Here is a 24,594-nt window from a genome sequence, read left to right on the forward strand (position 1 = left end):
ACCCGCATGCGCTACCAAGGACGAATCACCCAATGGAAGGATGAACAGGGTTATGGCTTCATCACGCCGAATGGCGGTGGCGAAAGCGTTTTCCTGCACATCAAGGCATTCAGACGTCGCCACGAACGCCCTGCCGGCGACGAAATCGTGACCTATGTCCTGTCCCTCGACGCGAAAGGGCGGCCACGGGCGGAGGCTGCGGAATTCGTGCGCGGAACAGGCAGAAGCGGTGCGGTGACGGCCGCAGGCCCAAGCGCCTGGCCGCTGGGTGTAGCCAGCCTGTTCTTCGTCACCCTGCTTGCCGCCACGCTGACCGGCAAGCTGCCGCCGCCCGTGCTCTGGCTCCATGCCGCCGCCAGCTTCACCGCCTTCGTCGCCTACTGGATCGACAAGCGTGCGGCACGCACAGGCCGCTGGCGCACCCGGGAAAGCACGCTGCACCTGCTGGCCCTAGTCGGCGGCTGGCCGGGCGCCTTGGTCGCCCAGCAGCACCTGCGCCACAAATCGGCCAAGACCTCGTTCCGGGCCGTTTTTTGGGCCACGGTGCTGCTCAACTGCGGCGCGCTCGGACTATGCCTGACACCGGCCGGTGCCACTCTCCTGCGCTCGACGCTGGCCATCGCCTGACTCACTGCGAGAAATCTTCATGCCCCTGCCCCGCCTGATCGCCGCCATCTTCCTGCTCGGGCAATGGCTCGCGGCCGAAGCGGGAACGCCCCCGACATTGGCCGACCTGGCCTACGGCCCGGCGCCGGAACAGCGCTTCGACCTCTACGCCCCGCCGCAGGGCAAGGCTGCGCCGCTGATCCTGATGGTGCATGGCGGCGCCTGGCGCCTCGGCGACAAGGAAATGGGCCGCGTCGTGGATAACAAGGTGGCACGCTGGGTGCCACGCGGCATCGCCTTCGCCAGCATCAACTACCGCATGCTGCCCAAGGCCCCGCCCCTGGAACAGGCGCGGGACGTGGCCAAGGCACTGGCCGCCATCCAGCGGGATGCCGAAAAACTCGGCATCGACCGCGACAACATCGTGTTGATGGGACATTCGGCCGGCGCCCACCTGATCGCCCTGCTCGCCGCTCGCCCCGATCTGCAGGACGAAGCCGGGGTTCGCCCCTGGCGCGGCACGGTACTGCTCGACAGCGGCGCCCTCGACGTGCCGGGCGTCATGAACGGCCGCCACCCGCCGCTCTACGACCGCGCCTTCGGCCGCGACCCGGCCGACTGGCTGGCCGCCTCGCCTCACCAGCAGTTGCACCGGGCTACCGCCCCCCTGCTGGCCGTCTGTTCGAGCCGCCGGGCAAATGCCTGCCGGCAAGCCGAAAATTTCGTCGCCAAGGCACAGGGATTCGGCACGCAAGCCAGCATGCTGCCGCTGGACAAGACGCATGCCGAGATCAACGCCCAGCTGGGCGAAGACGCGGCCTACACGGCCGACGTGGAGCGCCACCTGGGCGGCTGGTCGGCCGCCTTCGACAAACGCCTGCCTTAGCGGGCGCTGTCGCTTATTTCTTGCCGGCGCCCATCCACTGGGCATTCTTGCCGTCCGAGGTCTTTTCGCAAACCACGACGACACCGGAAATGCTGGCCTGGCGGCCGACGTCCTCGAACTTGCCGGCATCGCCGTTCCAGCATTGCGGCGCCTTCACGGCCGGCGCGGCGGCCGGGGCGACCGGCTTTTCGGCCGGAGCCGGGGCTTGGGTGGCGCAGCCGGTCAGGCCGAGGGCGATGGCAGAGGTTGCCAGGAAAGCACGCATGAAATTCTCCCGCTTCAGGTCGGTTCAAAGAGGCGAGTATTTTTCCGGCTTTGTATTGCAGCTTCGTGACAGGCGAGCCGCGCCCTGGCGGCTCAGGCCCAGATGCGGGTGGCGCCGACGGTCAGCAGGCCCAGCCAGGTCGCCGTCAGCGAGCCGGCCAGGTGCACCATGGCCAGGCCGATGGCCCAGGCCGGCTGGCCGGCGAGCAGGCGTTCGACGACTTCGGCCGAGAAGGTCGAGAAGGTGGTCAGGCCGCCGAGGAAGCCGGTGATGGCGAACAGTTTCCAGGCCAGCGGGAAATGCGTGTTGAGGTGAAAGACGCCGACCGCGACGCCGACCAGGTAACCGCCGAGCAGGTTGGCCGCCAGGGTGCCGAGCGGCAAGGCGATGAACAGGGGATTGAGTGCCAGCCCGAGCAGCCAGCGCGTCCAGGCGCCGAGCGCGGCGCCAAGGCCGACGGCAAGGAAATTGAGCGCGGAAAGCTGATGCAGGAAGGCCATCCCCGAATTCTACTGTCTCAAGCGCCCCGGGCGGTTAAAATAACGCGCTTAATCAAAGAGGTTCAACCCGTGAGCAGCCCCAACCAGCCCGCCAGCACCCCGACCCCCGTCGCCAATTTCATCAGGAACATCGTCGAGGCCGATCTCGCCGCCGGCAAGCACGCCCAACGCCACTGGGCCGGCCGCCCCGGCACTGCCGCCGACCACGCCGCGGCGCCGCTCGATCCGGCGAGGATCCGCACCCGCTTCCCGCCCGAGCCGAACGGCTACCTGCACTTCGGCCACGCCAAGTCCATCCTGCTCAACTTCGGCCTCGCCCAGGCCTACGACGGCCGCTGCCACCTGCGTTTCGACGACACCAACCCGGAGAAGGAAGAGCAGGAATACGTCGATGCCATCGTCGATTCGGTGAAGTGGCTGGGGTGCTCGTGGAACGACAACCTCTACCAGGCCTCGAACTATTTCGACTGGATGGCCCAGTTCGCCGAATACCTGATCGCTGCCGGCCATGCCTACGTCGACAGCCAGTCGGCCGACGAAATGCGCGCCAATCGCGGCACGCTGACCCAGCCGGGCAAGGATTCGCCCTTCCGCGGCCGCAGCGTCGCCGAGAACATGGACCTCTTCAAGCGCATGCAGGCCGGCGAATTCCCGGATGGCACCCACATCCTGCGCGCCAGGATCGACATGGCCTCGCCCAACATCAACCTGCGCGACCCGGCCATCTACCGCATCCGCCACGCCACCCACCACAACACCGGCGACAAGTGGTGCGTCTATCCGATGTACACCTTCGCCCACCCGATCGAGGATGCACTGGAGAACATCACGCACTCGATCTGCACGCTGGAATTCGAGGACCAGCGCCCGTTCTACGACTGGCTGCTCGAACGCCTGGCCGAGGGTGGCCTGCTGCAGCGCCCGCTGCCGCAGCAGATCGAGTTCTCGCGCCTCAACCTGACCTATGTCGTGCTCTCCAAGCGCAAGCTGATCCAGCTGGTCGAGGAAAAGCACGTCGAGGGCTGGGACGACCCGCGCATGCCGACCCTGGTCGGCGCCCGCCGCCGCGGCTACTCGGCCGACGGCTTCAAGCTGTTCATGGACCGCGTCGGCGTCACCAAGAACGATTCGCTGATCGACTACGTGCTGTTCGAAGACGCCATGCGCGAGGTGATGAACGAGTCCGACCAACGCCGCGTCGCCGTGCTCGACCCGCTCAAGCTGATCATCGACAACTACCCCGCCGGCCAGTTCGAGGACTGCACCGCACCCAACCACCCGCTGCACCCTGAGCAGGGCGAGCGCATCATGCCCTTCGGCCGCGAGCTGTGGATCGAGGCCGAGGACTTCCAGGAAGTGCCGCAGAAGGGCTTCCGCCGCCTCTTCCCGGGCAACAAGGCGCGCCTCAAGTACGGCTACATCGTCGAATGCACCGGCTGCGACAAGGACGCGAACGGGAAAGTGACCGCCGTGCATTGCACCTACCTGCCCGACACCAAGTCCGGCACGCCGGGCGCCGACAGCGTCAAGGTCAAGGGCAACCTGCACTGGGTCTCGGCGGCCCATGCCTATCCGGCCGAAATCCGCCTCTACGACCGCCTGTTCGCCGTCCCCGCCCCCGGCGCCCGCCGAGAGGGCGATGCGCCGGAGCTGGAGCGCGATTTCCTCGACGACCTCAATCCGGCCTCGAAGACGATCATCACCGCCCAACTCGAACCGAGCCTGAAGGATGCCCTGCCCGAACAGCGCTTCCAGTTCGAGCGCCACGGCTACTTCGCCGCCGACCGCGTCGACTCGCAGCCCGGCGCCCCGGTGTTCAACCGGGCGGTGACGCTGAAGGACTCGTGGGGCAAGGCAGGCTGAGATGGCTGGAAGCTGGGGCTGCCCGCATGAAGTCAATGACCGGTGCACCAAGGTCAACGGCCTGCCGTGCAACCCCGGCATGAAAGGCTGCGAGCTGGCCGGCCGCTTCCGCTTCGCCGACGAGAGCAAGAACGAGCGCTACTGGGAAAAGAAGTCGCGCGAGCAGGCGGCGGCCGACCGGGCCGCCCGGAAACCCGACGACAAGCACTGATGCCGCTGGACGTCGCACAACTCGGCCAGGTCTTCACGCCCCCCGACGTGGTGGCGTTCATGCTCGACCTCTGCCAAAACAAAGGCCGGGTGCTGGAGCCCTCGGCCGGCGACGGCGCGTTCTTCGCCACGCTGCGCCAGCGCGGCGCCGATTGTGTCGGCATCGAGATTGACCGCCGCGTCGCACCGGAAGGCGCCGAGGTGCGCGACTTCTTCGCCTACCCGCTCAGCGAGCAGTTCGACACCATCGTCGGCAACCCGCCCTACGTCCGCTACCAGGACGTCGCCGCCGACACCAAGAAACGTCTGAAGTCCGAGCTGTTCGATGCGCGCAGCAACCTCTTCCTGTTCTTCATCGAGAAGGCCGTGCGCCACCTGAAGCCGGGCGGCGAGCTGGTCTTCATCGTGCCGCGCGAGTTCATCAAGCTGACCGCCGCCAAGAAGCTGAACGCCTGGCTGTACCAGCAGGGCAGCATCACGCACTTCTACGAGACCGGCGACGTCCGCGTCTTCGACGGCGCGACGCCCAACTGCGCCATTTTCCGCTTCGAGAAGGGGCGCCTGGACCGGCACATGGCCGACGGCCGCATCTTCACCGAGGTCGACGGCCAGCTGATGTTCCTGCGCGACGATCATCGCGTCCGCTTTGCCGACGTGTTCACCGTCAAGGTCGGTGCCGTCTCCGGGGCCGACCACCTGTTCGCCCACCCCAAGGGCAACATGGAATTCGTCTATTCGAAAACCTGCGAAACCGGCGATACCCGCCGCATGCTGTACGGCATCAAGCACCCGCACCTCGACAAGCACAAGGACGAACTGCTCGCCCGCCGCGTGCGCCGGTTCGACGAAGGCAACTGGTGGCAGTGGGGCCGCCACTTCCCGATCAACGAACTGCCGCGCATCTACGTCAACGGCCGGACGCGCCGCCCGGAACCCTTCTTCCTGCACGACTGCCATGCCTTCGACGGTTCCATCCTGGCCTTGTTCACCAACAACCGCCGCATGCAGCGCCGCGACCTGATCGAGTGCACGATGATGCTCAACAAGGAAGTCGACTGGCAACAGCTCGGCTTCGTCTGCGACGGCCGCTTCATCTTCACCCAGCGCAGCCTGCAGACCTGCCTGCTGCCCGACAAGTTTTCCCGCTATCTCCCGAAAGATTCCGCATGACCTTTATCGACAAACTGAAGACCGCCTGGCAAAAGAACAACTCCCTGCTCTGCGTCGGTCTCGATCCCGACCCGGCCAAGTTTCCGGCCCACCTGCAGGGTCGCGACGATGCCATCCTCGAATTCTGCACCGCCATCGTCGATGCCACGGCCGACCTGGTCTGCGCCTTCAAGCCGCAAATCGCCTACTTCGGCGCCCGCCGCGCCGAAGACCAGCTCGAAGCGCTGATCGCCCACATCCACGAAAAACATCCCGGCATCCCGGTCATTCTCGACTCCAAGCGCGGTGACATCGGCTCCACCGCCGAGCAGTACGCCGTCGAGGCCTTTGGCCGCTTCAAGGCCGATGCCATCACGGCCAGCCCCTACATGGGCCGCGACTCGGCCGAACCCTACCTGGCCTGGCCCGAGAAGGGCGTCATCCTGCTCTGCCGCACCTCCAACCCCGGCGGTTCCGACCTGCAATTCCTCGATGTCGGCAACGGCGAAAAGCTCTACGAGCGCGTCGCCCGCCTGGTGGCCACGGAATGGAACACCACCGGCCAGTGCGCCCTCGTCGTCGGCGCCACCTTCCCGGCCGAAATCGCCCGCGTCCGCGCCATCGTCGGCGACCTGCCGCTGCTCATTCCCGGCATCGGCGCCCAGGGCGGCGACATCGAGGCCACCGTGCGGGCCGGGCGTACCGCCAATGGCACCGGCTTGATGATCAGCTCTTCGCGTGCCATTCTCTACGCCGGCAAGGACGAAGCTTACGCAGCCGCCGCCCGCAAAGTGGCCCAGGAAACCCGCGACGCAATCAACCAGTACCGCTGAAAGGAAAAGCCATGCGCATGGACGACTACCGCGAAAGCGACAACATCGAGGACCGCCGGGGTGGCGGCGGGGTTGGCGTAGGCGGGGTCGGCATCGGCGGCATCGTCCTGGCGCTGGTCGTCAGCTATTTCACCGGCATCAACCCGATGACCCTGCTCGGCATCATCGAGCAGACGCCGATCGCCCACCAGCAGGCCACGGTCGCGCACAAGCCGCCGGCCAACGACGAGTCGGCCCGCTTCGTCTCCAAGGTGCTGGCCTCGACCGAAGACGTATGGACCGAGACCTTCCGCCAGAACGGCCGCCAGTACGAAGCGCCCAAGCTAGTGCTGTTCACCGGCGCCACGCCGACCGCCTGCGGCACCGGCCAGACCGCCATGGGCCCGTTCTACTGCCCCGGCGACCACAAGGTCTATATCGACCTCGCGTTCTACCGTGAGTTGAAGGAGCGCTTCCACGCCCCCGGCGAGTTCGCCCAGGCCTATGTCGTCGCTCACGAGGTCGGGCATCACATCCAGAACCTGCTCGGTATCGCCGACAAGGTCCACCAGGCCCGCCAGCAGGCCGGCAAGGCCGAAGGCAACGCCCTCTCCGTGCGCATGGAGCTGCAGGCCGACTGCTTGGCCGGCGTCTGGGGCAAGCGCACCGACACGATGAAGAAGGTGCTCGAACCGGGCGACCTGGAAGCCGCCCTGACCGCCGCCACGGCCATCGGCGACGACCGACTGCAGCAGCAGGCGCAGGGCCGTATCGTGCCGGAGAGCTTCACCCACGGCACCTCCGAACAGCGCGTGCGCTGGTTCAGGCGCGGCTTCGACAGCGGCGACATGAACCAGTGCAACACCTTCAAGGCCGCCAGCCTGTAATCCCGGCGCCTTTGCACCCGCCGCCGGGTGCCTGACGCAGCCGGCGAAGTCGGCCGGCACGGGCGCCATCAACGAAATACGACATGAAACGCCTCGCTCCGTTATTGCTGCTGGCCAGCGCCCTGCATGCCTTCGCCCTCCCGCAGAATGCCCCGGTGCCCGGCGGCGTAGCGGTCATCGACCTCGGCCCGGCCACCCAGTCCGCGCCGACGGCGCGCTGGGGCGAACAAGCGCTGGCAGTGGTCAACGAGCGTGGCCGCTGGTTCGCCCTGCTCGGCATTCCGCTCGACACCCTGCCCGGAGAACTGGAAATCCGGGTGAACAAAGGGAGCGTCAGCGAGCCAAAAACCGTCGCCATCGGCATCAGGAACTACCCGGAACAACGCCTGACCATCAAGGACAAGCGCAAGGTCGAACCCTCGCCGGAAGACATCGCCCGCATCGAACGCGAACAGAAAATCACCGAAGCCGTGAAGAAACGCTTCTCCGAGACCATCCCGGACACCGCGCTCGACCAGCCCTCGCCCGGCCCGCTGTCGTCACGCTTCGGCCTGCGCCGCTTCTTCAACGGCCAGCCGCGCAACCCGCACGCCGGCCTGGACGTTGCCGCCGGCACCGGAACGCCGGTCCATGCCCCGAGCGATGCGGTCGTCGCCAACACCGGCGACTATTTCTTCAACGGCAATACGGTTTTTCTCGACCACGGCCAGGGGCTGATCACCGCCTACATGCACCTGTCGCGCGTCGACGTGCGTCCCGGCCAGACAGTCAGACGCGGCGAGCCGCTCGGCGCCATCGGCGCCACCGGCCGGGTGACCGGACCACACCTGCACTGGGCGGTCATCCTCAACAACACCCCGGTCGACCCCGAACTGTTCCTGAGCGCTCGCAGGAAATAAAAAAGGCGGCCACCGCCGCCTGTGTCTGATGACGAGCCGCTCAGGCCTTGGGCTTGCTCGGCGTACTCATCTGTTTTTCGTCCTTTGCCTTGTCGCCGGGACAGGCCAGCACACTCAGACTAGCCAGGGAAAATACGGCAGCCAGCAATCCGCACAACAGCTTCTTCATCGCAAACTCCTTTCAGGGCAGGGGTGGGTGTTTGATCATTTTCGCGGAACGTGGTTCATTACGCCGCATGAAAGAGCGGATCATCGAACTGCATGCCGAAGCGCCGGCCAAGCCGGCCATCGGCGCCCCCTGCAACGGCTGCGGCGTGTGCTGCGCGCTGGAGACCTGCCCGCTCGCCATGCTCCGCTTCCTGAAACGACGCGGCCCGTGCCCGGCGCTGGAGTGGTCGGCGGAAGAAGGACGTTATGCCTGCGGATTGCTGATTCGCCCTGGACGCTACCTGCCGCTGCCCGCAGGCATGCATAGCCGGGCTCGCCGTTTTTTTGCCCGCAGCATCGCCGCCGGCAAGGGCTGCGATAGCAACGCAGAGCTGGCTGACTGAAGCGTCGGCCTTTACGGAAGCGGCTGCCAACGCGCGAAACTTGCCGCCTGTCCGTGGCAGGCACCAGCGGCATCGACCAGATTCCAGACCTCCGCCTGCGCGATACGAAAACGCTTCCCCTGGGCGGAAATACGCACCCCGGCATAGTCATCGATGAAACCGTCGCGCGCAACCCGCTCCAGCAGCCGGGCCCGCTCCTCGCGCGCCAGCGGCTCGGCCGAATAGCGCGAGGGAAGCTGCGTGAAAGCAGCGGAATCCATCTCGAAAACCTGCAAGGCAAGCCGGTTACCGTAGAAAAACACCGGATCGTCCTGCGTGCCATGTGCGACGATAACCCTCGGCGCCTCCCACAAAGCCGATGCGATGTCCCGGCCGGAATCAACAAGCGGTCGTCCGAGCAGACGGCAATAGCTTTCCGCGATCAAGCCCAGGCGCGGGTCATCCGGAATGCCGCCACTCATGCCGCGGCGGTCACAACCAGTTCCACACGCCAGTCCGGATTCGCCAAGCGGGCCTGAACGCAGGCGCGGGTCGGTGCACAGCCCGCCGGAACCCAATCGTCCCAGACTGCGTTCATCGCATCGTAATCGGCCATGTCCGCCAGATAGACCGTGACCATCAACAGGCGATCCCGGGCGCTGCCGGCCTGGGCCAGCAAGCTGTCCACGCTGGCCAGCACGTTGCGTGTCTGCTCGGCGATATCGCCGTCGGGGTTGGAGGGCACTTCAACCAGATAGACGGTTCCATTGTGCACCACGCTGTCGGAGTAACGGCGTGTCGTGCCGTGACGCTGTATCTGCATTTGCTGATCCCAAAAACGTGAAGCCCATGCTTTTCAGGCACGGGCTTCGGTTACTGCGGCCCCTGCTCTTTCGGCTGGGGCATTACGGCTATTCGCCGTCAAGGAGTGCTACTCGGTAATCTCAAGAAATATTCCCTGCGAAAACTGCCATAGAATCTCCAGCAGCGCAGCGGGGTACTGCCACGACATGCAAGATTTGCTGCACACCTCACACGCTTCCAGATTAGCACGCCCAGAAAAAAAAGCCAGCACCACGCCAGCGCATCAACGCCGGAAAATCACATTGGCGCCGCGCGGCAATTTCGAGACAGGCACATATCCGATCGCCCCCGGCGTCGCCTGGATGTATTTGATCACCTCGTCGACGCTGCCCATCTCCTGCGGCGGTGCGCCCTTGCCGACATAACGCCGGACCAGCCAGTATCCCGTGTACTGCTCCTCGCTCTGCTCCATGCAAGTCAGCAGGAAATCCTCGCGTACCGAATTACCGCTCGGCAAGTTGACCGGAAGCACCTGCTGCGGCCCGATGCTGACGGCGCGTCCGGTATAAAGGCGCTGCACGGTGAGCTTGTCCGTTTTCGGCAAGGCCGGATGCCCGATGACCAGCACCTCCTCACCCGCAAAGGCGACCGCTTGCTTCAGGAGAAGCAAGCTGGTCACAAGGGCAAGGAAGCGTAATCTCATGGACTAGAAGGTAAAGCTATACGACAGCGAGAAAACATCGATATGCCTGTTGCCGCTTTCCCCACCCACCGGCGCGTCGACAAAACTGGACGCCACCTGCGTATCGATGCGGGACCACTCCGCCTTGAGCACGCTTTTCGCCGTCACCCAAAAAGAGGTTCCCAGCGCCAAGGTCGTCTGGTCGTAAGGGACGGTGATGTCGGCGAGGACCCGTTGATAGCCGCGCCAGGGCGCCGGAACAGCTGACGCGTTTGCATTGACGCGCTGGTACAAGTCCAGCGCCTCGCCCGAGGATTTGACCTTGGCGTAGTAGGCGTATGGCGTCCAGGCGCCCATACGCTTCGAGATCGCCAGGTACGCCCCCCAACGGCTCAATCCACGACTGGCACTTTCAATCCTTGCCTTGCCGAATTCGCCGGTCAGTTTGAAGCTCTCGGGAAGCGTGACGCTGGCACCCAAGGTCAAAATGGGCACCCGCATGCTGTCGAGACCACCGCTGGAAAGATTGTAGCAACCCTGAACAGGCGCGCCGGGGCAGGTGCCGAGGTCAAAACCCGCACCAGTCTTCACCCCGGGGCGAGAGGCCTCGCCTTCATGGTAGCCGACCCTGAAAACATGTTCCAGGTTACGGGCCGTCAGGACCAAGCCGGTGCTTTTCATGTCGACCGGCAAGAACCAGCTGCCGGGCGAAGTGGTGTCGACCGTCCGGTCTCGTCCGTAATAACGCCAATACGTACTGGCTTTCCCCGAATAACCCTCGGCGGTCCAGTCCAGTTGCTCTCCGAACCAGGTTTTACTGATACTGACGCCCACCACGTCGGTTGTTGGCGCAATCGAATACACCTCCAACGGCAGCCGCACGAAATCGTAGGTTGCGCCGACATCGGCGTTTTCGGTGTTGAGCATGAACGGCAGGCGCAGTTTCCCGGCGCGGATCAGCCAATCGTCGCTCGGCCGCCAGGAAACGAAGGCCCACGCCACGGAAGCCTGCCATTGCGCATCGGAGTGGTCCGACGGCGCCGCCTTGGCCTGAACGGTCGCCCCCCACTGCTGCGAAAAACGTGCGTCGATTTGGGCGCCGAGAATGCTGTCGCGCTTGAACGTCCCTTTTTCGTCGATGAAACGCTGGTAATTGACCGGCTGATCCGACTGGGCGTAACCGAACGTCCCGAATCCGGACCATGTGAGGTCAACGGCCAGCACGGGCGCGCCATGCGCAAGCAAGACGAAGGCGGCCACCCCCCCAAGGACACGATTCGGCATATTCACAGCGGGTACTCTTGTCATGACAAATTACTCGTCCGCCAGTTTAATGGCAATTTCCGCGAAAACACTCTCCAGCGCGAGAAAAGCCTCTACCAGCAGGGGGTCGAAATGACTGCCGCGACCTTGCACGACGATTTCCACGGCCTCGGCGTGGCTGAATGCTTTTTTATAGGGCCGCCTTGAACGCAGGGCATCGTAAACGTCGGCGACAGCCATGAGCCGGGCGGCCAGCGGGATCGCCTCGCCGGCCAGCCGATCCGGATATCCGCTGCCATCCCAGCGCTCATGGTGACTGCGCGCGATCTGGCAGGCAAACGCCAGCATTTCGTTCTCTCCGCCCATTTCCCGCAAGGAGCGCTGCAACATGCTTTCGCCCTTGATGCTGTGGGTTTTCATGATCTCGAACTCTTCGGGCGTGTGGCGCCCCTGCTTGAGCAGGATGTGGTCCGGTATCGCGATCTTCCCGATATCGTGCAAAGGGGAGGCCTTGGCGATACGGTCGATCTGGTCGCGCCCCAGGAAGGCGCCATCCCTGGGCTGGCGGCTAAGGTATTCGGCCAGCAGACGAACGTAATCCTGCGTACGTCGAATGTGATTGCCGGTGCATTCGTCGCGAAACTCGGCAAGCGACACCATCACCCGAATGGTCGCTTCCTGCAAACGAAACACCTCGCTGACACGCGCCTCGATCTCCTTTTCCAGCCAGGCGCTTTTGTCTTCGAGGAAGATTTGCCAGTTGCGGATTTGCAAATGGGTGCGCACCCGCGCCAGAACGACCGATGGCGCGATCGGCTTGTGAATGAAGTCGACAGCCCCCATGGCCAGCCCCTGCTCCTCGTCCTCGGCGCCCGACTTGGCCGTCAGGAAGATGACGGGCACCTTGCTGGTGGCGGGATCGGCCTTCAGCTTGCTGAAGACTTCGTAGCCATCCATTTCCGGCATCATGATGTCGAGGAGGATCAGGTCCGGCCGCGACATCGCGGCCAGCTCGAGTCCTCGCGCACCGCTATTGGCCAGCTTCACGCGGTACTGGGTGCGCAGCAGTTGATTCAGCAGGCTGAGATTGCCCGGCGTATCGTCGATTACCAGTATGTTTGCCCGTTCGTCGCTCACAACGTTCCTCCGCTTTTCCGCTCGAAGCAACCGAGAACCTCCAGTGCTTCGGCAAAATTCCATTGTCCGATGGCGTAATCGATTGCCGCGACCTGGCGCGGATTGAACAACACCGCCAGGCGCTCCTTGTTCTGACGCCACAGTTCTTCCGCTTCGCCATCGCCTTCGTGCAGCTGCTTGCGCAGGCGCTCAAGAACCGCCTCGAGCGGCTCGGCATCGCCATCCGGCACCTCGCCATGCGCGAAGGACAAGCCCTTCAGCGCCGGAAGCAAGGCCGACAAGTGCGCCCTCACTTCGCCAAGCTCCGCCTCGAATCCGCCCCCTTCCATCAAGGCCGACTCCAGAACGACAAGCGCCGACTGCAGGGGCGTCATGGCAAACGTACCGGCCAGCCCTTTCAGCGTATGCACCTGGCGCCGCGCAGTATCCATGTCCCCCTGCGCCAGGTTTGCCTCCACGGCCTCGAGCCAGCTCTGGTAATCATCGGCGAACTGCCGCAACGCCCTTTTCAGGAAAGGGATGCGCCCGGCAAAGCGGCGCAGCAGGATGCCGGAATCGACCGCACCGACATCTCTCAGGGCCTGCACGAAAAGCGCATCGCTGTCGGCAAACGGGCGGGGGGACGAAGCCCCGTTGGCGCCAACGCCACGCCAATAGCGCTGCAGCATGGCAAGCAAGACATCGGGCTCGAACGGCTTTGCAATATAGGCCGACGCCCCCTGCGCCAGCGCATCGTTCATGCCATGCCCCACGACGTGCGCCGTCATCGCGATGATGGGCAGGTCGGCATAGCGGCGATCCCAGCGCAGGCGCAGCGTGGCTTCCCGGCCATCCAGCACCGGCATCTCGATATCCATCAGGATGACCGCAAAATGCTCCGGCGCATGGGCCGCAACGCAATCGAGCGCCTCCTGCCCGTTGCCGGCAAGTTCGACGTGCGCCCCCCAGTCGCTCAGCATTTCGCAGGCGACCTGCTGACTCATCGCATTGTCCTCGACCAGCAGGACATTCATGCCCTCCAGGACGCGGGCTGCAACTCGCGGAGCGGCATGGGGCGGCACATCCCTGCCCACCCCGTCGGCCACCTCGCGGCATATCCTGGCCAGTTGGGCGGGCATCAGCGGCTTCTGCATAACCTCGGTTATTCCATCCTGGACCGCCTCCTGGCGCATCAGCGCCGGATCGGTCGGCGAAACGACGATCACGCAATCGGGCAAGCCGGCCGCCGTTGACGACAAGCGCTCGATCAACTCGCCGCCCGTCATATCCGGCAGCAACCAGTCCACGATCAGCAGGTCGCAGAACTCGGACTCATCCCCGCCATCCATCAGACGCAGCAAGGCCTCCTCCCCGCTCCCGACGCCGTCCACGCTGGGACACCCCATTCCGCGCAGCAGCCTGACCATCGACTCCCGAGCCTCCGGGTAATCGTCCACCACCAAGGCCCGGCGAACCGGCAGCGCCTGCTGGCTCAAGCCATCCGGGGCATCGTCGGAAACCACCGGCACCTCGACGGTAAAACGGAAGCTGCTCCCCACGCCAAAGCGACTCTCGACCTGCAAGTCGCCACTCATCGCGAGCACAAGACGCCTGGAAATCGCCAGCCCGAGGCCCGTTCCGCCGTATTTTCGGGTAGTCGATCCATCCGCCTGGGTGAATTCGCCGAACAAGCGCCCCTGCTGCTCGGGGGTCATGCCGATACCGGTATCCTCGACGCAAAACGCCACGACGGCCCGCGCCGCGTCATTTGCCGTCTCGACCACCCGCAAGCGCACATGGCCGCGCTCGGTGAATTTCACGGCATTGCTCAACAGGTTGATCAGCACCTGGCCCAGGCGCAGGGGATCGCCGACCAGGCAACGCAGGGCCGGCGAGGGCTGAAAGTCGAGAATCAGCTCCAGCCCCTTCTCCTCGGCCTTTTCCTGGACCATGAACAAGGCATTCTGGACTATCTCTTCAAGATCGAAACGCACCGCCTCGAGTGCCACCTTGCCCGCCTCGATCTTCGAATAGTCGAGGATGTCGTTCAGGATGCCCAGCAAGGATTTGGCCGCCACGTGTATCTTCGAGACGTAATCGTGCTGGCGCGCCGGCAGGCCCGACTTCAGCGCGAGGTAGGCCATGCCGATGATGGCATTCATCGGGGTCCTGATTTCATGGCTCATGTTGGCCAGGAAAATGGCCTTGGTTTCGGCCGCCACCTCGGCCCGTGCCCTCGCCTGGCGCAAGGCGCGCTGCACTAGCTCGCGCTGGGCGAGGTCGGCCTCGATGGCGGTCGCCATGCTGTCGATCGTCGTCGCCAGCGAATGCACCTCCTCGACACCGTGAATGTCGCCGACACGCTGCCCATAGGATTTCTCGGCGAGGGCGAGGGCCGTCCGGTGCAGTGAAGTCAGCGGCGCCAACAGGTTCCGCTTCAGGTAGTAGTAGCCGAAGATCAATACGAAAACGGACCAGACGAGCAGCATCAAGGCAACGATGATCCAGCGCCGGAGCTTCTCCCCCGCCTGCACCAGCGCCTGCTTGGTCCGCTGGTCGACCTGCGCCGACAATTCGGCAACCGCAATCGCCAGGTCGGCGCGATGCTTGAGGTATTGCGGCTCGTGCAGCAAGGCGTTGGCAAACTCGGTTTGCGGCTCGGCCTCGGAGACCATTTCCTTCCTTACCGGATCGTACAAGCCCTGCGTCGCCGCAAAAGCGACCTGCTCGACCTCCTTCATTTCATCGGTAATGCGGAATACCCGCTGCAGGATGGCCTGCTCCGCGGCATCGAACCCCAGCCGGCTACCCCGCTGGGACAGTGCGTCCCCCTGCCCAGGCGGCGGCGGCATGTAACTGCGCATGCCGCTGACGACCTCTTCCCAGTAGGTCGCCGAAACGCCCTGCAACGGGGGTTTGCTGCCTTCGCGGATGGCCAGGATGTCGTAGTAATAGATCAGATAGCGCGGATTCGCTGTCGTCACGTACGAGGACACCAGACGGCTGAGCAGGTCCACCTCGCGATGCACCTCGACCATCAGTTCCATCGACTCCTGCCTGTGGCGGGCGGCTTCATGGGCATCGGTATACGCCGACAAGGCGCTCAGGGTCGCCACGCTGATCATCACCAGCATGCCGCCGAGCGCCAGGAGTACGGTCAACAACGCCTTGCGCAAGCTGAGATGCCGCTGGCGAGAGGCTATGTCATTCGACTTCCCTTGGGAAAAAACGCCCACCTGCCCGATCTCCCCTTTTGCCGCTATGAAAACCGAATCATATGACAGTTCAAAATATTTGGTATGAGTTCAGTCGAGGCGCATCGAGCCGATTGGCCTAAACGCGGCATTGGTTCAAAATGGCGGTATTCGCCCCCCCCTCTGGCCCCATGGACAACCTCATCAAGGACACCGCTACGCTGGAGTTGTTTTGCTGGCTCGAGCCGGGTGCCGACCTGCCCGGCTGGGACATCCTGAAGGGCAGCCCGTTTGGCGCCACGCTGGCCGCCCCGGAGGGAGGCGAACCGACCGCGGGAGACCAGTTGCTGTCGGTGCAGAACTACTTCGCCGAATACCACCTCGAATACTTCCGCCAACGCCGCTACAACCACTTCCCGAGTCGCCTGCATGCCATGCTCCAGTTCGCCACGCGAACCGATGCGATGACCTTCCGGACCAAGCATCCCCAGCGCGTCTTCGGCAAGAACCTCATCTGCGCGCAAACGAAGGGGGCCTACATCTGCTCCTTCCACGACGCCAGCTGGCTGGACTACCTGCGCCTGCCGCACAGCCTCTCGCTGAGCGCGCTGGACGAGGTAGCCGAATACTACTGGTCCGGCAAGACCGTCGAAGAAGTCGGCCTGACCTTCATGAACGAACCCTGGCACGAGCCCCCGGTCATCGAAGCGCTCTACCAGGGAGCGCTCGAACCGGTCTGGGGCCACCAGCAGTCGGGCTGGCTGCCGGGCTTTCGATAGGACACATCCATGCGCCGGATTGCCATTGCCATCGCGATCGTTGCCGTACTCGGCCTCGGGATTTTCACGGCGACCCGCCCCAAGCCGGTCGCGGTCGTGCTCAAGGAGGTAGACCAGGGCACGGTCGAGGCGACCCTGGCCAACACCCGGGCCGGCACCGTCGAAGCCTGCCAGCGCACCAAGCTGTCGACCATCGTCGGCGGACGCATCGAATACCTCGGCGTCAAGGAAGGCGACAGGGTGAAGAAGGGGCAGTTGCTCCTCAAGCTCTGGAACGACGACCAGCAGGCCAATGCGGCGCTGGCCCAGGCGCAGATGACGCTCAGCGCCCGCCGCGTTGACGAAGCCTGCATCGCCGCCGCCAATGCAGAAAAGGAAGCCCGGCGCCAGGGCGAACTGCGCGAGAGGGGCTTCGTCTCGACCAGCAAGGAGGAAGCCGCCCGCACCGACGCCGACATCCGCCGCGCCGCCTGCAACACGGCGAAAGCCGATGTCGCCCAGGCCGAGGCGAAGTTCAAGGCGACGCGGGTCGAGCAGGGCCGCGTCGTGCTCTACGCGCCGTTCGACGGCACCGTCGCCAAGATCGTCGGCGAACTGGGCGAATACTCGACGCCCTCGCCGCCGGGCGTCCCGACGCCGCCGGCCATCGACCTGATCGACGACTCCTGCCTCTACGTCAAGGCGCCCATGGACGAGGTCGATGCGCCCAAGATTCTCGTTGGCCAGGCAGTGCGCATCACTCTCGACGCCCTGCCCGGCAAGACCCTGCCCGGCAAGGTCCGACGGGTCGCGCCTTACGTTTCCGCCGTCGAAAAGCAGGCGCGGACGGTCGACATCGAAGTGGACTTCGCGCAACCCGGAGAAGCCGGCAAATTGCTGGTCGGCTACAGCGCCGATGTCGAAATCATCCTCTCCGGGCGCGACAAGGTGGTGCGCGCGCCGACGGCCGCGATCCAGGAAGGCGGACGTGTCCTGGTCTACAACCCGGACAGCGGCAAGCTGGAGGAGCGCCGCATCAAGACCGGGCTGGCCAACTGGGAATACACCGAGGTGCAGGACGGCCTGAAAAGCGGCGAGCGCATCGTTACCTCGCTCGACAAGGACGGCGTCAAGGCCGGCGCCAGCGTGACGCCGGACGACAAGACCAGGGCGAAGTAGCCGCATGGCGCTGATCGAACTGTCCGGCGTCGAACGGCGCTTCCTGCTCGGCGACACCACCGTGAACGCGCTGAGCGGCCTCGACCTGCGGATCGAGGCCGGCCAGTACGTCGCCGTGATGGGCCCGTCCGGCTCCGGCAAATCGACCCTGCTCAACCTGCTCGGCCTGCTCGACCGCCCCAACGCCGGCAGCTACCGCCTGGAGGGACGCGACGTCACCACCCTGTCGCCGGAAGAACAGGCCGCCGTGCGCAGCACGCGCATCGGTTTCGTCTTCCAGAGCTTCCATCTGGTGCCGCGCCTGACGGCGGCGGAAAACATCGCCCTGCCGATGATGCTGGCCGGCATTGCACCGGCCGAACGCAAGCGCCGCGTGGCGCAGGCGCTGACCGACTTCGGCCTGGACCGGCGAGCCGACCACAAGCCCGACCAGCTCTCCGGCGGCCAGCGCCAGCGTGTCGCCATCGCCCGCGCCACCATCATGCGGCCGGCACTGATCCTCGCCGACGAACCGACCGGCAACCTCGACCGCCACACCGGCGACGAGGTCGTTCACCTGCTCGAAACCCTGAATGGCCAAGGCGTCACGCTGATCGTCGTCACCCATGACCCGGCGCTGGGCGCCCGCGCCGGCCGCCAGCTGGTCATGGAGGACGGCCGCCTGAAGCACGACAGCGCCCATGCGCCTGGCTGACACCCTGCGTTTCGCCCGCGACGCCGCCGCCGGCTACCCGGTGCGCACGGCGCTCTCGGTGCTCGCCATGTCGATCGGCGTTGCCGCCGTGGTCATCCTGACCGCGCTGGGCGACGGCGCGCGGCGTTATGTCGTCGGCCAGTTCTCGTCGCTCGGCACCAACCTGGTCATCGTGCTGCCCGGCCGTTCCGGCACCGGCGGCTTCAACCCGGCCAACGCCATCACCTCCACCCCGCGCGACCTGACCATCGACGACGCCGCCAGCCTGCGCCGCCTGCCCAGCGTCCGCCGCGTGGCGCCGCTTGCCGTCGGCACCTCGGAGATCGCCCATGGCGGCAAGCTGCGCGAAGCCATGGTCGCCGGCTCGACCGCCGAATTCCTGCCCATCCGCAACTTCGAGCTCGCCCAGGGCAGCGCCCTGCCCGACGAGGACTGGAATCGCGGCTCGTCGGTCGCCATCATCGGCGCCAAGCTGCGCCAGGAAATCTTCGGCGCCGAACCCGCCGTCGGGCAACTGGTGCGGGTCGGCGACCGGCGCCTGCGGATCATCGGCGTTCTCAAGCCGCTCGGCCAGGGGCTGGGCATGAACACCGACGAGCTGGTCATCGTGCCGGTCTCGCTGGCCCAGGCGATGTTCAATTCCAACACCCTGTTCCGCATCCTGGTCGAAGCCAACAGCCGCGAAGCCATTCCGGCGGCCAGGGCACAGGCGCTGGAACTGCTCAGGCAACGCCATCGCGGCGAGGAGGATGTCACCGTGATCACCCAGGATGCCGTTCTCGCCACCTTCGACAAGCTGCTCGGGGCGCTGACCCTGGGCGTTGCCGGGATCGCCGCGATCAGCCTGGCCGTCGCCGGCATCCTCGTCATGAACGTCATGCTCGTCGCGGTCACTCAGCGCACCGGCGAAATCGGGCTGCTCAAGGCGCTGGGCGCCTCCGCCGACAGCATCCGCCTGGCCTTCCTGGCCGAGGCCGCGATGCTCTCGGGCGTCGGGGCGCTGCTCGGCTACCTGCTCGGCCAGTTCGGCGCCTTCGTCCTGCGCCAGGCCTTTCCCGTCTTCCCGGCCTACCCGCCGGACTGGGCGGTCGCCGCCGGGCTGGGCACCGCGCTGGCCACCGGCCTGCTGTTCGGCGTCATGCCGGCCCGCCGGGCGGCGCGCCTCGACCCGGTACAGGCCCTGATGAAGCACTGACCGCCTCCGGAATGCAAAAGGCCGCCACTGCTGGCGGCCGTTACGGCACTCTGGGGACGGATATCGGCGAATTACGGGGTGTCACGCCCACCGATAGGGCCGAGACGGGCTTGGATGTCGCGCATCTGCATTTCCAGTTTCTTCGCGTCGTCATCGCGCATCGGGCCTTGGGCACCGCGCTTGGGTGCCATCAGCGATGCGCTCAGCGGACCGAGATTGACCTTGTCGTACTGGCTTTCGTCGATCATGGCGCCCTGACCTGCGGAACCATAATTCGAGAAATAGCCGCTGCCGGAAATGCCCGTTTCACTGGAAGGACCCGCCCAATCGGCGTGAGCCACGCTGACCATGCCGAAGGTTGCAAACGCGGTAAAAGCGATGCCGCGACCAAGAGCAGAAATGGTAGTTTCTTTCATGATCATCTCCTCGGGGAATGCCCATGTTTCTGGGGCATAGGGTAGACCCCGGGGAGGCCGCAAGGGTTGCATGTAAATCGGAATATTTCTCGCGTGTCCGCTATGGCACCGAAGCCACCTTGGCCGGCGCCGCCGAGATCACATCCTCGCGCAACAGCAGCGCCGACAGCCTGGCGATGAACGGGCGGTCGCGTTCCGGCGCATTGGCGTGCCAGTGACGCATGAACTCATCGAGGCTGGCCGAGGGATCGTCGGGATGCAGGTTGAGATAGCCGATGGCGTCCCAGCCTCGCGGGTCGGCAAAGAACAGGGGCAGCACCGTCTTGGCCACCAGATCGTTCTGGTCCCGTCGATAGGGATCGGCGGACAAGTGCGCCTCGTGCTCCCGCAACCATTCCCGCAGCTCGATATCCTCCGGCAGCTTGCGATGGCCTTCGGTGATCAGCAAGCGGAAGAAGCGCCGCAAGTCCTTGGCATGAGCAGCCAGTCCGGGTTCCGGCGGAGCCAGCGACCAGGCGGTGGCGAGGCTGCCCAGCGCGTAGAGGGAAGCCGTCTCGCAGATCGTTTCCTCGAACCACTGGTTCTGCCGCGAAACCTCGCCTCCCGCCCGGTCGTAGTTGGAGAGGATATGGCAGAACTCATGCGCGAACTCGTAGACATACAGGTGCCATCGCGTCCGGTCGGCATGCAGGCGGACCAGGTACTCCCCGTCCGGGCCACGCTCATAGAGCGCCACGGGATTGGTATCGGTATGACTGACCCTGACCTTGATCGGCCTGTCGGACTGGTCGCCCAGCAACAGATCGGCCACGGAATGAAGCACCACTTCGATCTGGCGGGGATCGACAGCCCCCCATCCTTTATTGTCCACCTGGATGCTGACGCCGGCCCGTCGTTTTCCGTGCGCCGAGGACGAGGTATCGCCCCGGGCCGCCAGGGAGACCATCATGCTCAAGGCAATGGAGGCAACGACAAATGGCAGGCGCACGATTGATCCCTCGTTTCTGTCCCGAAAACGGCTTGGTGATTAGATCGCCATCGATCCGCTTGGTTCGCCCGGATACGCGGTTCAGCGTATATCATGGCCGAGGCATTCGCCGAACTTCAATCGCCGTCTCACGCAACAACCCCATTCCCGCCAAGCCCTGTCCGCGACCTCACCCATCCGATGCTCTGGTCCGATGCCTTCCAGCTTGCCCTGCGCGCCGTCACCGCCCAACGCCTGCGCAGCTTCCTGACCCTCCTCGGCATCGCCGTCGGCATTGCCGCAGTCATCCTGCTCACCTCGATCGGCGAAGGCATCCATCGCTTCGTGCTGGCCGAATTCAGCCAGTTCGGCACCAATGTCGTCGGCGTCCACCCGGGCAAGACCAAGACTGGCGGCGCGCCGTCCGGCCTGCCGACCAGCGCCCGCCCCCTGTCGCTCGACGACGCCAGGGCGCTGGCCAGCCTGCCCCACGTCGTCGCCAGCACGCCCAGCATCTGGGGCAATGCCGAAGTGGGCGCCAACGGCCGGCTGCGCCGCACCTCGGTCTATGGCGTCGGCCCGCAGATGCTCGAGGTCTTCAAGGGCAAGATGCGCGTCGGCCAGTTCCTGCCGCAGGATGACGCGGAAAACGCACGGGCGCTGGTCGTCCTCGGCCCCAAACTCAAGGAGGAGCTTTACGGTGCCGAAAACGCCCTCGGTACGCGCTTGCGCATCGGCCCCGACCAGTTTCGCGTCATCGGCATCCTCGAGCCGAAAGGCCAGTTCCTCGGCATCGACCTCGACGACACCGCCTTCATCCCGGCGGCCAGGGCGCTCGAAATCTTCAATCGCGACGGCCTCAACGAAATCAACCTGGCCGCCGAGGAGGGCATCCCTTCCCGGGTGGTCGCCGACGCCGTGCGCGAACGCATGATCGCCCGCCACGGCCACGAGGATTTCACCATCGTCACCCAGGAAGAGATGATGGCGACGCTGTCCAATATCCTCAACGTGCTGACCATGGCCGTCGGTGCGCTGGGCGGCATCTCGCTGCTGGTCGGCGGCGTCGGCATCGTCACCATCATGACCATCGCGGTCAGCGAACGCACCGGCGAAATCGGCCTGCTGGTCGCCCTCGGCGCTCCCCGGCGCACCATCCTGCTGCTCTTCCTCGGCGAAGCCATCGCGCTCTCCGCCATCGGCGGCCTGATGGGCCTGGGCATCGGAGTCGGCCTGGCCCAGCTGATCCACCTGCTGCTGCCCGCCCTACCGGTGCATACGCCGCTGACCTTCGTCGGCCTCGCCGAAGGCCTGGCCATCGCCATCGGCCTCGCCGCCGGCGTCCTGCCGGCACGGCGCGCGGCCCGCCTCGACCCGGTCGAGGCGCTGCGAGCCGAATGACCCCTATTCAGCCATACGCACCGGTATGGTAAAGTGCCTTTTTTCCCAACCGATAAGAGCAAGGAGTTCAGCATGACCTATCACATCGATCAGCTGCATCCCGGCATGTCCGCCAGCACCTCGAAGACCGTCACCGAAGCCGACATCATCCTGTTCGCCGGCATCTCGACCGACGTCAACCCGGCCCACCTCGACGAGGAATACTGCAAGGGCACGATGTTCGGCACCCGCATCGCGCACGGCATGCTGTCGGCCGGTTTCATTTCCGCCACCCTGGCCAACAAGCTGCCCGGACCCGGCACCATCTACCTGTCGCAGACGCTGAAGTTCAAGGCCCCGGTCAAGCCGGGCGACACCGTCACCGCCACCGTCACCGTGCGCGAAGTCAACGCCGAGAAGAACCGCGTGATTCTCGACACCGTATGCACCGTCGGCGGCAAGACCGTCATCGACGGCGAATGCCTGATGATGCCGCCGGTTCGCGCCGCCAAGCCGACCGGTACCGTCTGATTCGCTAGCGGGAACGCCGCAAAGAAAAACGCCGGCTTGCAGCCGGCGTTTTTGCTTCCATCGGCACCCAAGCCGATCAGAATGCCTCGTCGGCGCGCAGGAAGCGCCATTGCCCCATCGGCAGGTCGCCCAGGCGGATGCGCCCGATACGGACGCGCTTCAGACCGATGACCCTGAGCCCCACCAGTTCGCACATGCGGCGAATCTGGCGTTTCTTGCCTTCCTTCAGGATGAAGTGCAGCTGGTCCTCGTTCAATTGCTTGACCCACGCCTGCTTCAAGGGTTTGCCATCGAGTTCGAGACCATGGCGCAACAGATCCAGCCCGCCCTTGATCATCTCGCCCGAGACGCGCACCAGGTATTCCTTCTCGGCGTCGCTGTCCTCGCCGATCAGGCGCTTGGCGACGCGGCCGTCGCTGGTCAGCACCAGCAGACCGGTGGAGTCGACGTCGAGACGCCCGGCTGGCGCCAGGCCGCGCAACATCCACGGCTTGAATTCCGGACCGCCCGATTGCGGCACCTGGCTTTCGGCGGTGATCAGCGTCACGGCCGGCACGCTGCCCGGCTCGGGCTGGCCGGAGACGTAACCGACCGGCTTGTGAAGCAGGATGGTGACGGCCTTGGCCTGATCCTTCTTGGCTTCTTGCGAAACCGTGATCTCGGCGGCCGCCGGGTCGATACGCGTCCCGAGTTCGCTGACCTGCTCGCCATTGACGAACACCCAGCCGCGTTCGATCCAGAGATCGGCTTCGCGACGGGAGCACAAGCCGCGCTCGGACATCACCTTGGAGAGACGAACGCCCTCCGGCGGCGGTCCGGCCGGACGAGCGGGCGGCGTTACCGGACGCACGTTGTCGGTGTCGCGACGTGCCGGGCGGTCGCTGCGAGCACGCGGCGTCTCGTCGCCGCCAGCCTCCGGGCGGCGTGCCTTGCTCAAGGACTGCGCTCTGGCCCACGGCGACTCCGCACCGGCCTCGCTGCGCGCCGGCGAACGGGGGGCACTGCGGGCGTCGCCCCGTGGCGGACGGGCATCGCTGCGCAGCTTGCGTTCGGAGGATGGCGCAGCACCGTCGCGCGGCCGTTCATTACGTTGCACGCGCTCGGCCTTGGCCTTCGCCTTGGCATCGGCCTCCTGCTTTTCCTGCAAGGTCGGCCGAACGCGCGGCGGACCGCCGCGCAGTGGCTTGCGGGCGGTTTTGTCGCCAGCATCCCGCTCGATGGCGGACTTGTTCACCCCGAGGGTGCCGGCAGGCTTTTCAGGTGCGTCAACAACGCGGGCAGCCGGGCGCTTTGCCGGCTTTTCCGGATCGTTCGCAGGCGCCGCCTCGGCAGCAGGCTTGGGCGCCGGCGGCACTTCAGCCGGGGCGTCGGGCTTGCGCCACTTGCCCCAGGGATCGTCAGTACCACTCATTGCAGGTCGAGCAGTTCAACCTCGAAAACCAGCGTCGCGTTCGGCGGAATGACGCCACCGGCACCGCGGGCGCCGTAGCCGAGATGCGCCGGGATGGTCAGCTTGCGGGAGCCGCCGATCTTCATGCCCTGGACGCCCTCGTCCCAGCCCTTGATGACATGGCCCTGACCGAGCGGAAACTGGAAGGGGTCGTTGCGATCCTTGCTCGAATCGAACTTGCTGCCATTGGTCAGCCAGCCGGTGTAATGGACGGTGACGAACTGGCCAGCCTTGGCTTCGGCGCCGTTGCCCTCGACGGTATCTTCGTAGATCAGGCCGGAGGCCGTGGTGATTTCAGCCATGAAAAGCTCCTTTTCGAAAGGACGAAAGTCTACCACAAGGTATAGACAAGGCTTTG

The 24,594-nt window shown here is 65.3% G+C and carries 28 protein-coding genes; 15 read left to right on the forward strand and 13 right to left on the reverse strand.

Annotated features, from left to right (window positions below; all coding sequences use genetic code 11):
- The first annotated feature begins 6 nt into the window (after positions 1–6).
- Both Q0P59_RS02710 and Q0P59_RS02715 read left to right on the forward strand, forming a co-directional pair.
- Positions 7–627, forward strand: a complete 621-nt coding sequence (locus tag Q0P59_RS02710) for a DUF1294 domain-containing protein (protein WP_295003270.1) — start codon at positions 7–9, stop codon at positions 625–627.
- Between the two features lie 19 nt (positions 628–646).
- Positions 647–1,492, forward strand: coding sequence for an alpha/beta hydrolase (locus tag Q0P59_RS02715; protein WP_295003272.1), 846 nt, complete (start codon positions 647–649; stop codon positions 1,490–1,492).
- A 13-nt stretch (positions 1,493–1,505) separates the two neighbouring features.
- Here Q0P59_RS02715 and Q0P59_RS02720 read toward each other — a convergent pair whose 3' ends face one another.
- Both Q0P59_RS02720 and crcB read right to left on the reverse strand, forming a co-directional pair.
- Entirely contained in the window at positions 1,506–1,757 is a 252-nt protein-coding gene (locus tag Q0P59_RS02720; protein WP_295003274.1) for a hypothetical protein, read from the reverse strand.
- 92 nt (positions 1,758–1,849) lie between these two features.
- Positions 1,850–2,257 carry a fluoride efflux transporter CrcB gene (gene crcB, locus Q0P59_RS02725; protein WP_295003277.1) on the reverse strand — a complete coding sequence of 136 codons (408 nt, stop codon included), beginning with the start codon at positions 2,255–2,257 and terminating at the stop codon, positions 1,850–1,852.
- Positions 2,258–2,326: 69 nt separating this feature from the next.
- Here crcB and Q0P59_RS02730 point away from each other — a divergent pair, with 69 nt between their 5' ends.
- The 6 genes from Q0P59_RS02730 (at position 2,327) to Q0P59_RS02755 (ending at position 8,077) form a co-directional block, all read left to right on the forward strand.
- A complete protein-coding gene (locus Q0P59_RS02730) occupies positions 2,327–4,120 on the forward strand; it encodes a glutamine--tRNA ligase/YqeY domain fusion protein (RefSeq protein ID WP_295003279.1) in 1,794 nt (597 codons plus the stop codon).
- Between the two features lies 1 nt (position 4,121).
- Positions 4,122–4,331: a hypothetical protein gene (locus Q0P59_RS02735; protein ID WP_295003281.1), complete on the forward strand. Its 210-nt coding sequence runs from the start codon at positions 4,122–4,124 to the stop codon at positions 4,329–4,331.
- On the forward strand, positions 4,331–5,500 hold the full coding sequence (locus Q0P59_RS02740; RefSeq protein ID WP_295003283.1) for a class I SAM-dependent methyltransferase: 1,170 nt from the start codon (positions 4,331–4,333) through the stop codon (positions 5,498–5,500). The genes Q0P59_RS02735 and Q0P59_RS02740 overlap by 1 nt, the downstream gene beginning before the upstream one ends.
- Entirely contained in the window at positions 5,497–6,312 is an 816-nt protein-coding gene (gene pyrF / locus Q0P59_RS02745) for an orotidine-5'-phosphate decarboxylase (protein WP_295003285.1), read from the forward strand. The genes Q0P59_RS02740 and pyrF overlap by 4 nt, the downstream gene beginning before the upstream one ends.
- A gap of 11 nt (positions 6,313–6,323) precedes the next feature.
- Positions 6,324–7,178, forward strand: coding sequence for a neutral zinc metallopeptidase (locus tag Q0P59_RS02750; RefSeq protein ID WP_295003288.1), 855 nt, complete (start codon positions 6,324–6,326; stop codon positions 7,176–7,178).
- Positions 7,179–7,261: 83 nt separating this feature from the next.
- Positions 7,262–8,077: a peptidoglycan DD-metalloendopeptidase family protein gene (locus Q0P59_RS02755; RefSeq protein WP_295003290.1), complete on the forward strand. Its 816-nt coding sequence runs from the start codon at positions 7,262–7,264 to the stop codon at positions 8,075–8,077.
- Between the two features lie 40 nt (positions 8,078–8,117).
- Here the strand turns inward: Q0P59_RS02755 and Q0P59_RS02760 are convergent, their stop codons facing one another.
- Entirely contained in the window at positions 8,118–8,246 is a 129-nt protein-coding gene (locus tag Q0P59_RS02760; protein ID WP_295003293.1) for a hypothetical protein, read from the reverse strand.
- 67 nt (positions 8,247–8,313) lie between these two features.
- Here Q0P59_RS02760 and Q0P59_RS02765 point away from each other — a divergent pair, with 67 nt between their 5' ends.
- A complete protein-coding gene (locus Q0P59_RS02765) occupies positions 8,314–8,628 on the forward strand; it encodes a hypothetical protein (protein WP_295003296.1) in 315 nt (104 codons plus the stop codon).
- Positions 8,629–8,639: 11 nt separating this feature from the next.
- On the opposite strand, the gene Q0P59_RS02770 is transcribed toward Q0P59_RS02765, so the two are convergent.
- From Q0P59_RS02770 to Q0P59_RS02795, 6 genes are all read right to left on the reverse strand, one after another.
- The gene (locus Q0P59_RS02770; protein ID WP_295003299.1) at positions 8,640–9,089 is read right to left on the reverse strand and encodes an MEKHLA domain-containing protein; all 450 of its coding nucleotides are present in this window, start codon (positions 9,087–9,089) and stop codon (positions 8,640–8,642) included.
- Positions 9,086–9,430: a RidA family protein gene (locus Q0P59_RS02775; protein ID WP_295003302.1), complete on the reverse strand. Its 345-nt coding sequence runs from the start codon at positions 9,428–9,430 to the stop codon at positions 9,086–9,088. Before Q0P59_RS02775 ends, Q0P59_RS02770 begins: the two co-directional genes overlap by 4 nt.
- A gap of 264 nt (positions 9,431–9,694) precedes the next feature.
- The gene (locus Q0P59_RS02780) at positions 9,695–10,081 is read right to left on the reverse strand and encodes a hypothetical protein (RefSeq protein ID WP_295003304.1); all 387 of its coding nucleotides are present in this window, start codon (positions 10,079–10,081) and stop codon (positions 9,695–9,697) included.
- 36 nt (positions 10,082–10,117) lie between these two features.
- Positions 10,118–11,377, reverse strand: a complete 1,260-nt coding sequence (locus Q0P59_RS02785) for a hypothetical protein (protein ID WP_295003307.1) — start codon at positions 11,375–11,377, stop codon at positions 10,118–10,120.
- Positions 11,378–11,407: 30 nt separating this feature from the next.
- Positions 11,408–12,493, reverse strand: coding sequence for a two-component system response regulator (locus Q0P59_RS02790; RefSeq protein ID WP_295003310.1), 1,086 nt, complete (start codon positions 12,491–12,493; stop codon positions 11,408–11,410).
- Positions 12,490–15,633, reverse strand: a complete 3,144-nt coding sequence (locus Q0P59_RS02795) for a response regulator (protein ID WP_295003312.1) — start codon at positions 15,631–15,633, stop codon at positions 12,490–12,492. The genes Q0P59_RS02790 and Q0P59_RS02795 overlap by 4 nt, the downstream gene beginning before the upstream one ends.
- Before the next feature lie 224 nt (positions 15,634–15,857).
- Here Q0P59_RS02795 and Q0P59_RS02800 point away from each other — a divergent pair, with 224 nt between their 5' ends.
- From Q0P59_RS02800 to Q0P59_RS02815, 4 genes are read left to right on the forward strand one after another with little or no spacing between them, the layout of a single operon-like run.
- Positions 15,858–16,445 carry a hypothetical protein gene (locus Q0P59_RS02800; protein ID WP_295003314.1) on the forward strand — a complete coding sequence of 196 codons (588 nt, stop codon included), beginning with the start codon at positions 15,858–15,860 and terminating at the stop codon, positions 16,443–16,445.
- A 9-nt stretch (positions 16,446–16,454) separates the two neighbouring features.
- Positions 16,455–17,603 carry an efflux RND transporter periplasmic adaptor subunit gene (locus Q0P59_RS02805; RefSeq protein WP_295003316.1) on the forward strand — a complete coding sequence of 383 codons (1,149 nt, stop codon included), beginning with the start codon at positions 16,455–16,457 and terminating at the stop codon, positions 17,601–17,603.
- 4 nt (positions 17,604–17,607) lie between these two features.
- Positions 17,608–18,297 carry an ABC transporter ATP-binding protein gene (locus Q0P59_RS02810; RefSeq protein ID WP_295003318.1) on the forward strand — a complete coding sequence of 230 codons (690 nt, stop codon included), beginning with the start codon at positions 17,608–17,610 and terminating at the stop codon, positions 18,295–18,297.
- Complete coding sequence (locus tag Q0P59_RS02815; protein WP_295003320.1) at positions 18,284–19,492, forward strand: ABC transporter permease; 1,209 nt, start codon at positions 18,284–18,286, stop codon at positions 19,490–19,492. The genes Q0P59_RS02810 and Q0P59_RS02815 overlap by 14 nt, the downstream gene beginning before the upstream one ends.
- A 71-nt stretch (positions 19,493–19,563) precedes the next feature.
- On the opposite strand, the gene Q0P59_RS02820 is transcribed toward Q0P59_RS02815, so the two are convergent.
- Together Q0P59_RS02820 and Q0P59_RS02825 are read right to left on the reverse strand one after the other, a co-directional pair.
- Complete coding sequence (locus tag Q0P59_RS02820; RefSeq protein WP_295003322.1) at positions 19,564–19,908, reverse strand: hypothetical protein; 345 nt, start codon at positions 19,906–19,908, stop codon at positions 19,564–19,566.
- 100 nt (positions 19,909–20,008) lie between these two features.
- Positions 20,009–20,896, reverse strand: coding sequence for a hypothetical protein (locus tag Q0P59_RS02825; RefSeq protein ID WP_295003325.1), 888 nt, complete (start codon positions 20,894–20,896; stop codon positions 20,009–20,011).
- 180 nt (positions 20,897–21,076) lie between these two features.
- Here Q0P59_RS02825 and Q0P59_RS02830 point away from each other — a divergent pair, with 180 nt between their 5' ends.
- Both Q0P59_RS02830 and Q0P59_RS02835 read left to right on the forward strand, forming a co-directional pair.
- On the forward strand, positions 21,077–22,276 hold the full coding sequence (locus Q0P59_RS02830; RefSeq protein ID WP_295003327.1) for an ABC transporter permease: 1,200 nt from the start codon (positions 21,077–21,079) through the stop codon (positions 22,274–22,276).
- 72 nt (positions 22,277–22,348) lie between these two features.
- Complete coding sequence (locus Q0P59_RS02835; RefSeq protein WP_295003329.1) at positions 22,349–22,786, forward strand: MaoC family dehydratase; 438 nt, start codon at positions 22,349–22,351, stop codon at positions 22,784–22,786.
- A 76-nt stretch (positions 22,787–22,862) separates the two neighbouring features.
- Here Q0P59_RS02835 and Q0P59_RS02840 read toward each other — a convergent pair whose 3' ends face one another.
- Positions 22,863–24,197: a pseudouridine synthase gene (locus Q0P59_RS02840; protein ID WP_295003331.1), complete on the reverse strand. Its 1,335-nt coding sequence runs from the start codon at positions 24,195–24,197 to the stop codon at positions 22,863–22,865.
- A complete protein-coding gene (locus tag Q0P59_RS02845; RefSeq protein ID WP_295003333.1) occupies positions 24,194–24,538 on the reverse strand; it encodes an FKBP-type peptidyl-prolyl cis-trans isomerase in 345 nt (114 codons plus the stop codon). Before Q0P59_RS02845 ends, Q0P59_RS02840 begins: the two co-directional genes overlap by 4 nt.
- Positions 24,539–24,594 lie beyond the last annotated feature (56 nt).

The sequence above is a fragment of the uncultured Dechloromonas sp. genome (assembly GCF_945957265.1).
Lineage (GTDB): Bacteria > Pseudomonadota > Gammaproteobacteria > Burkholderiales > Rhodocyclaceae > Azonexus.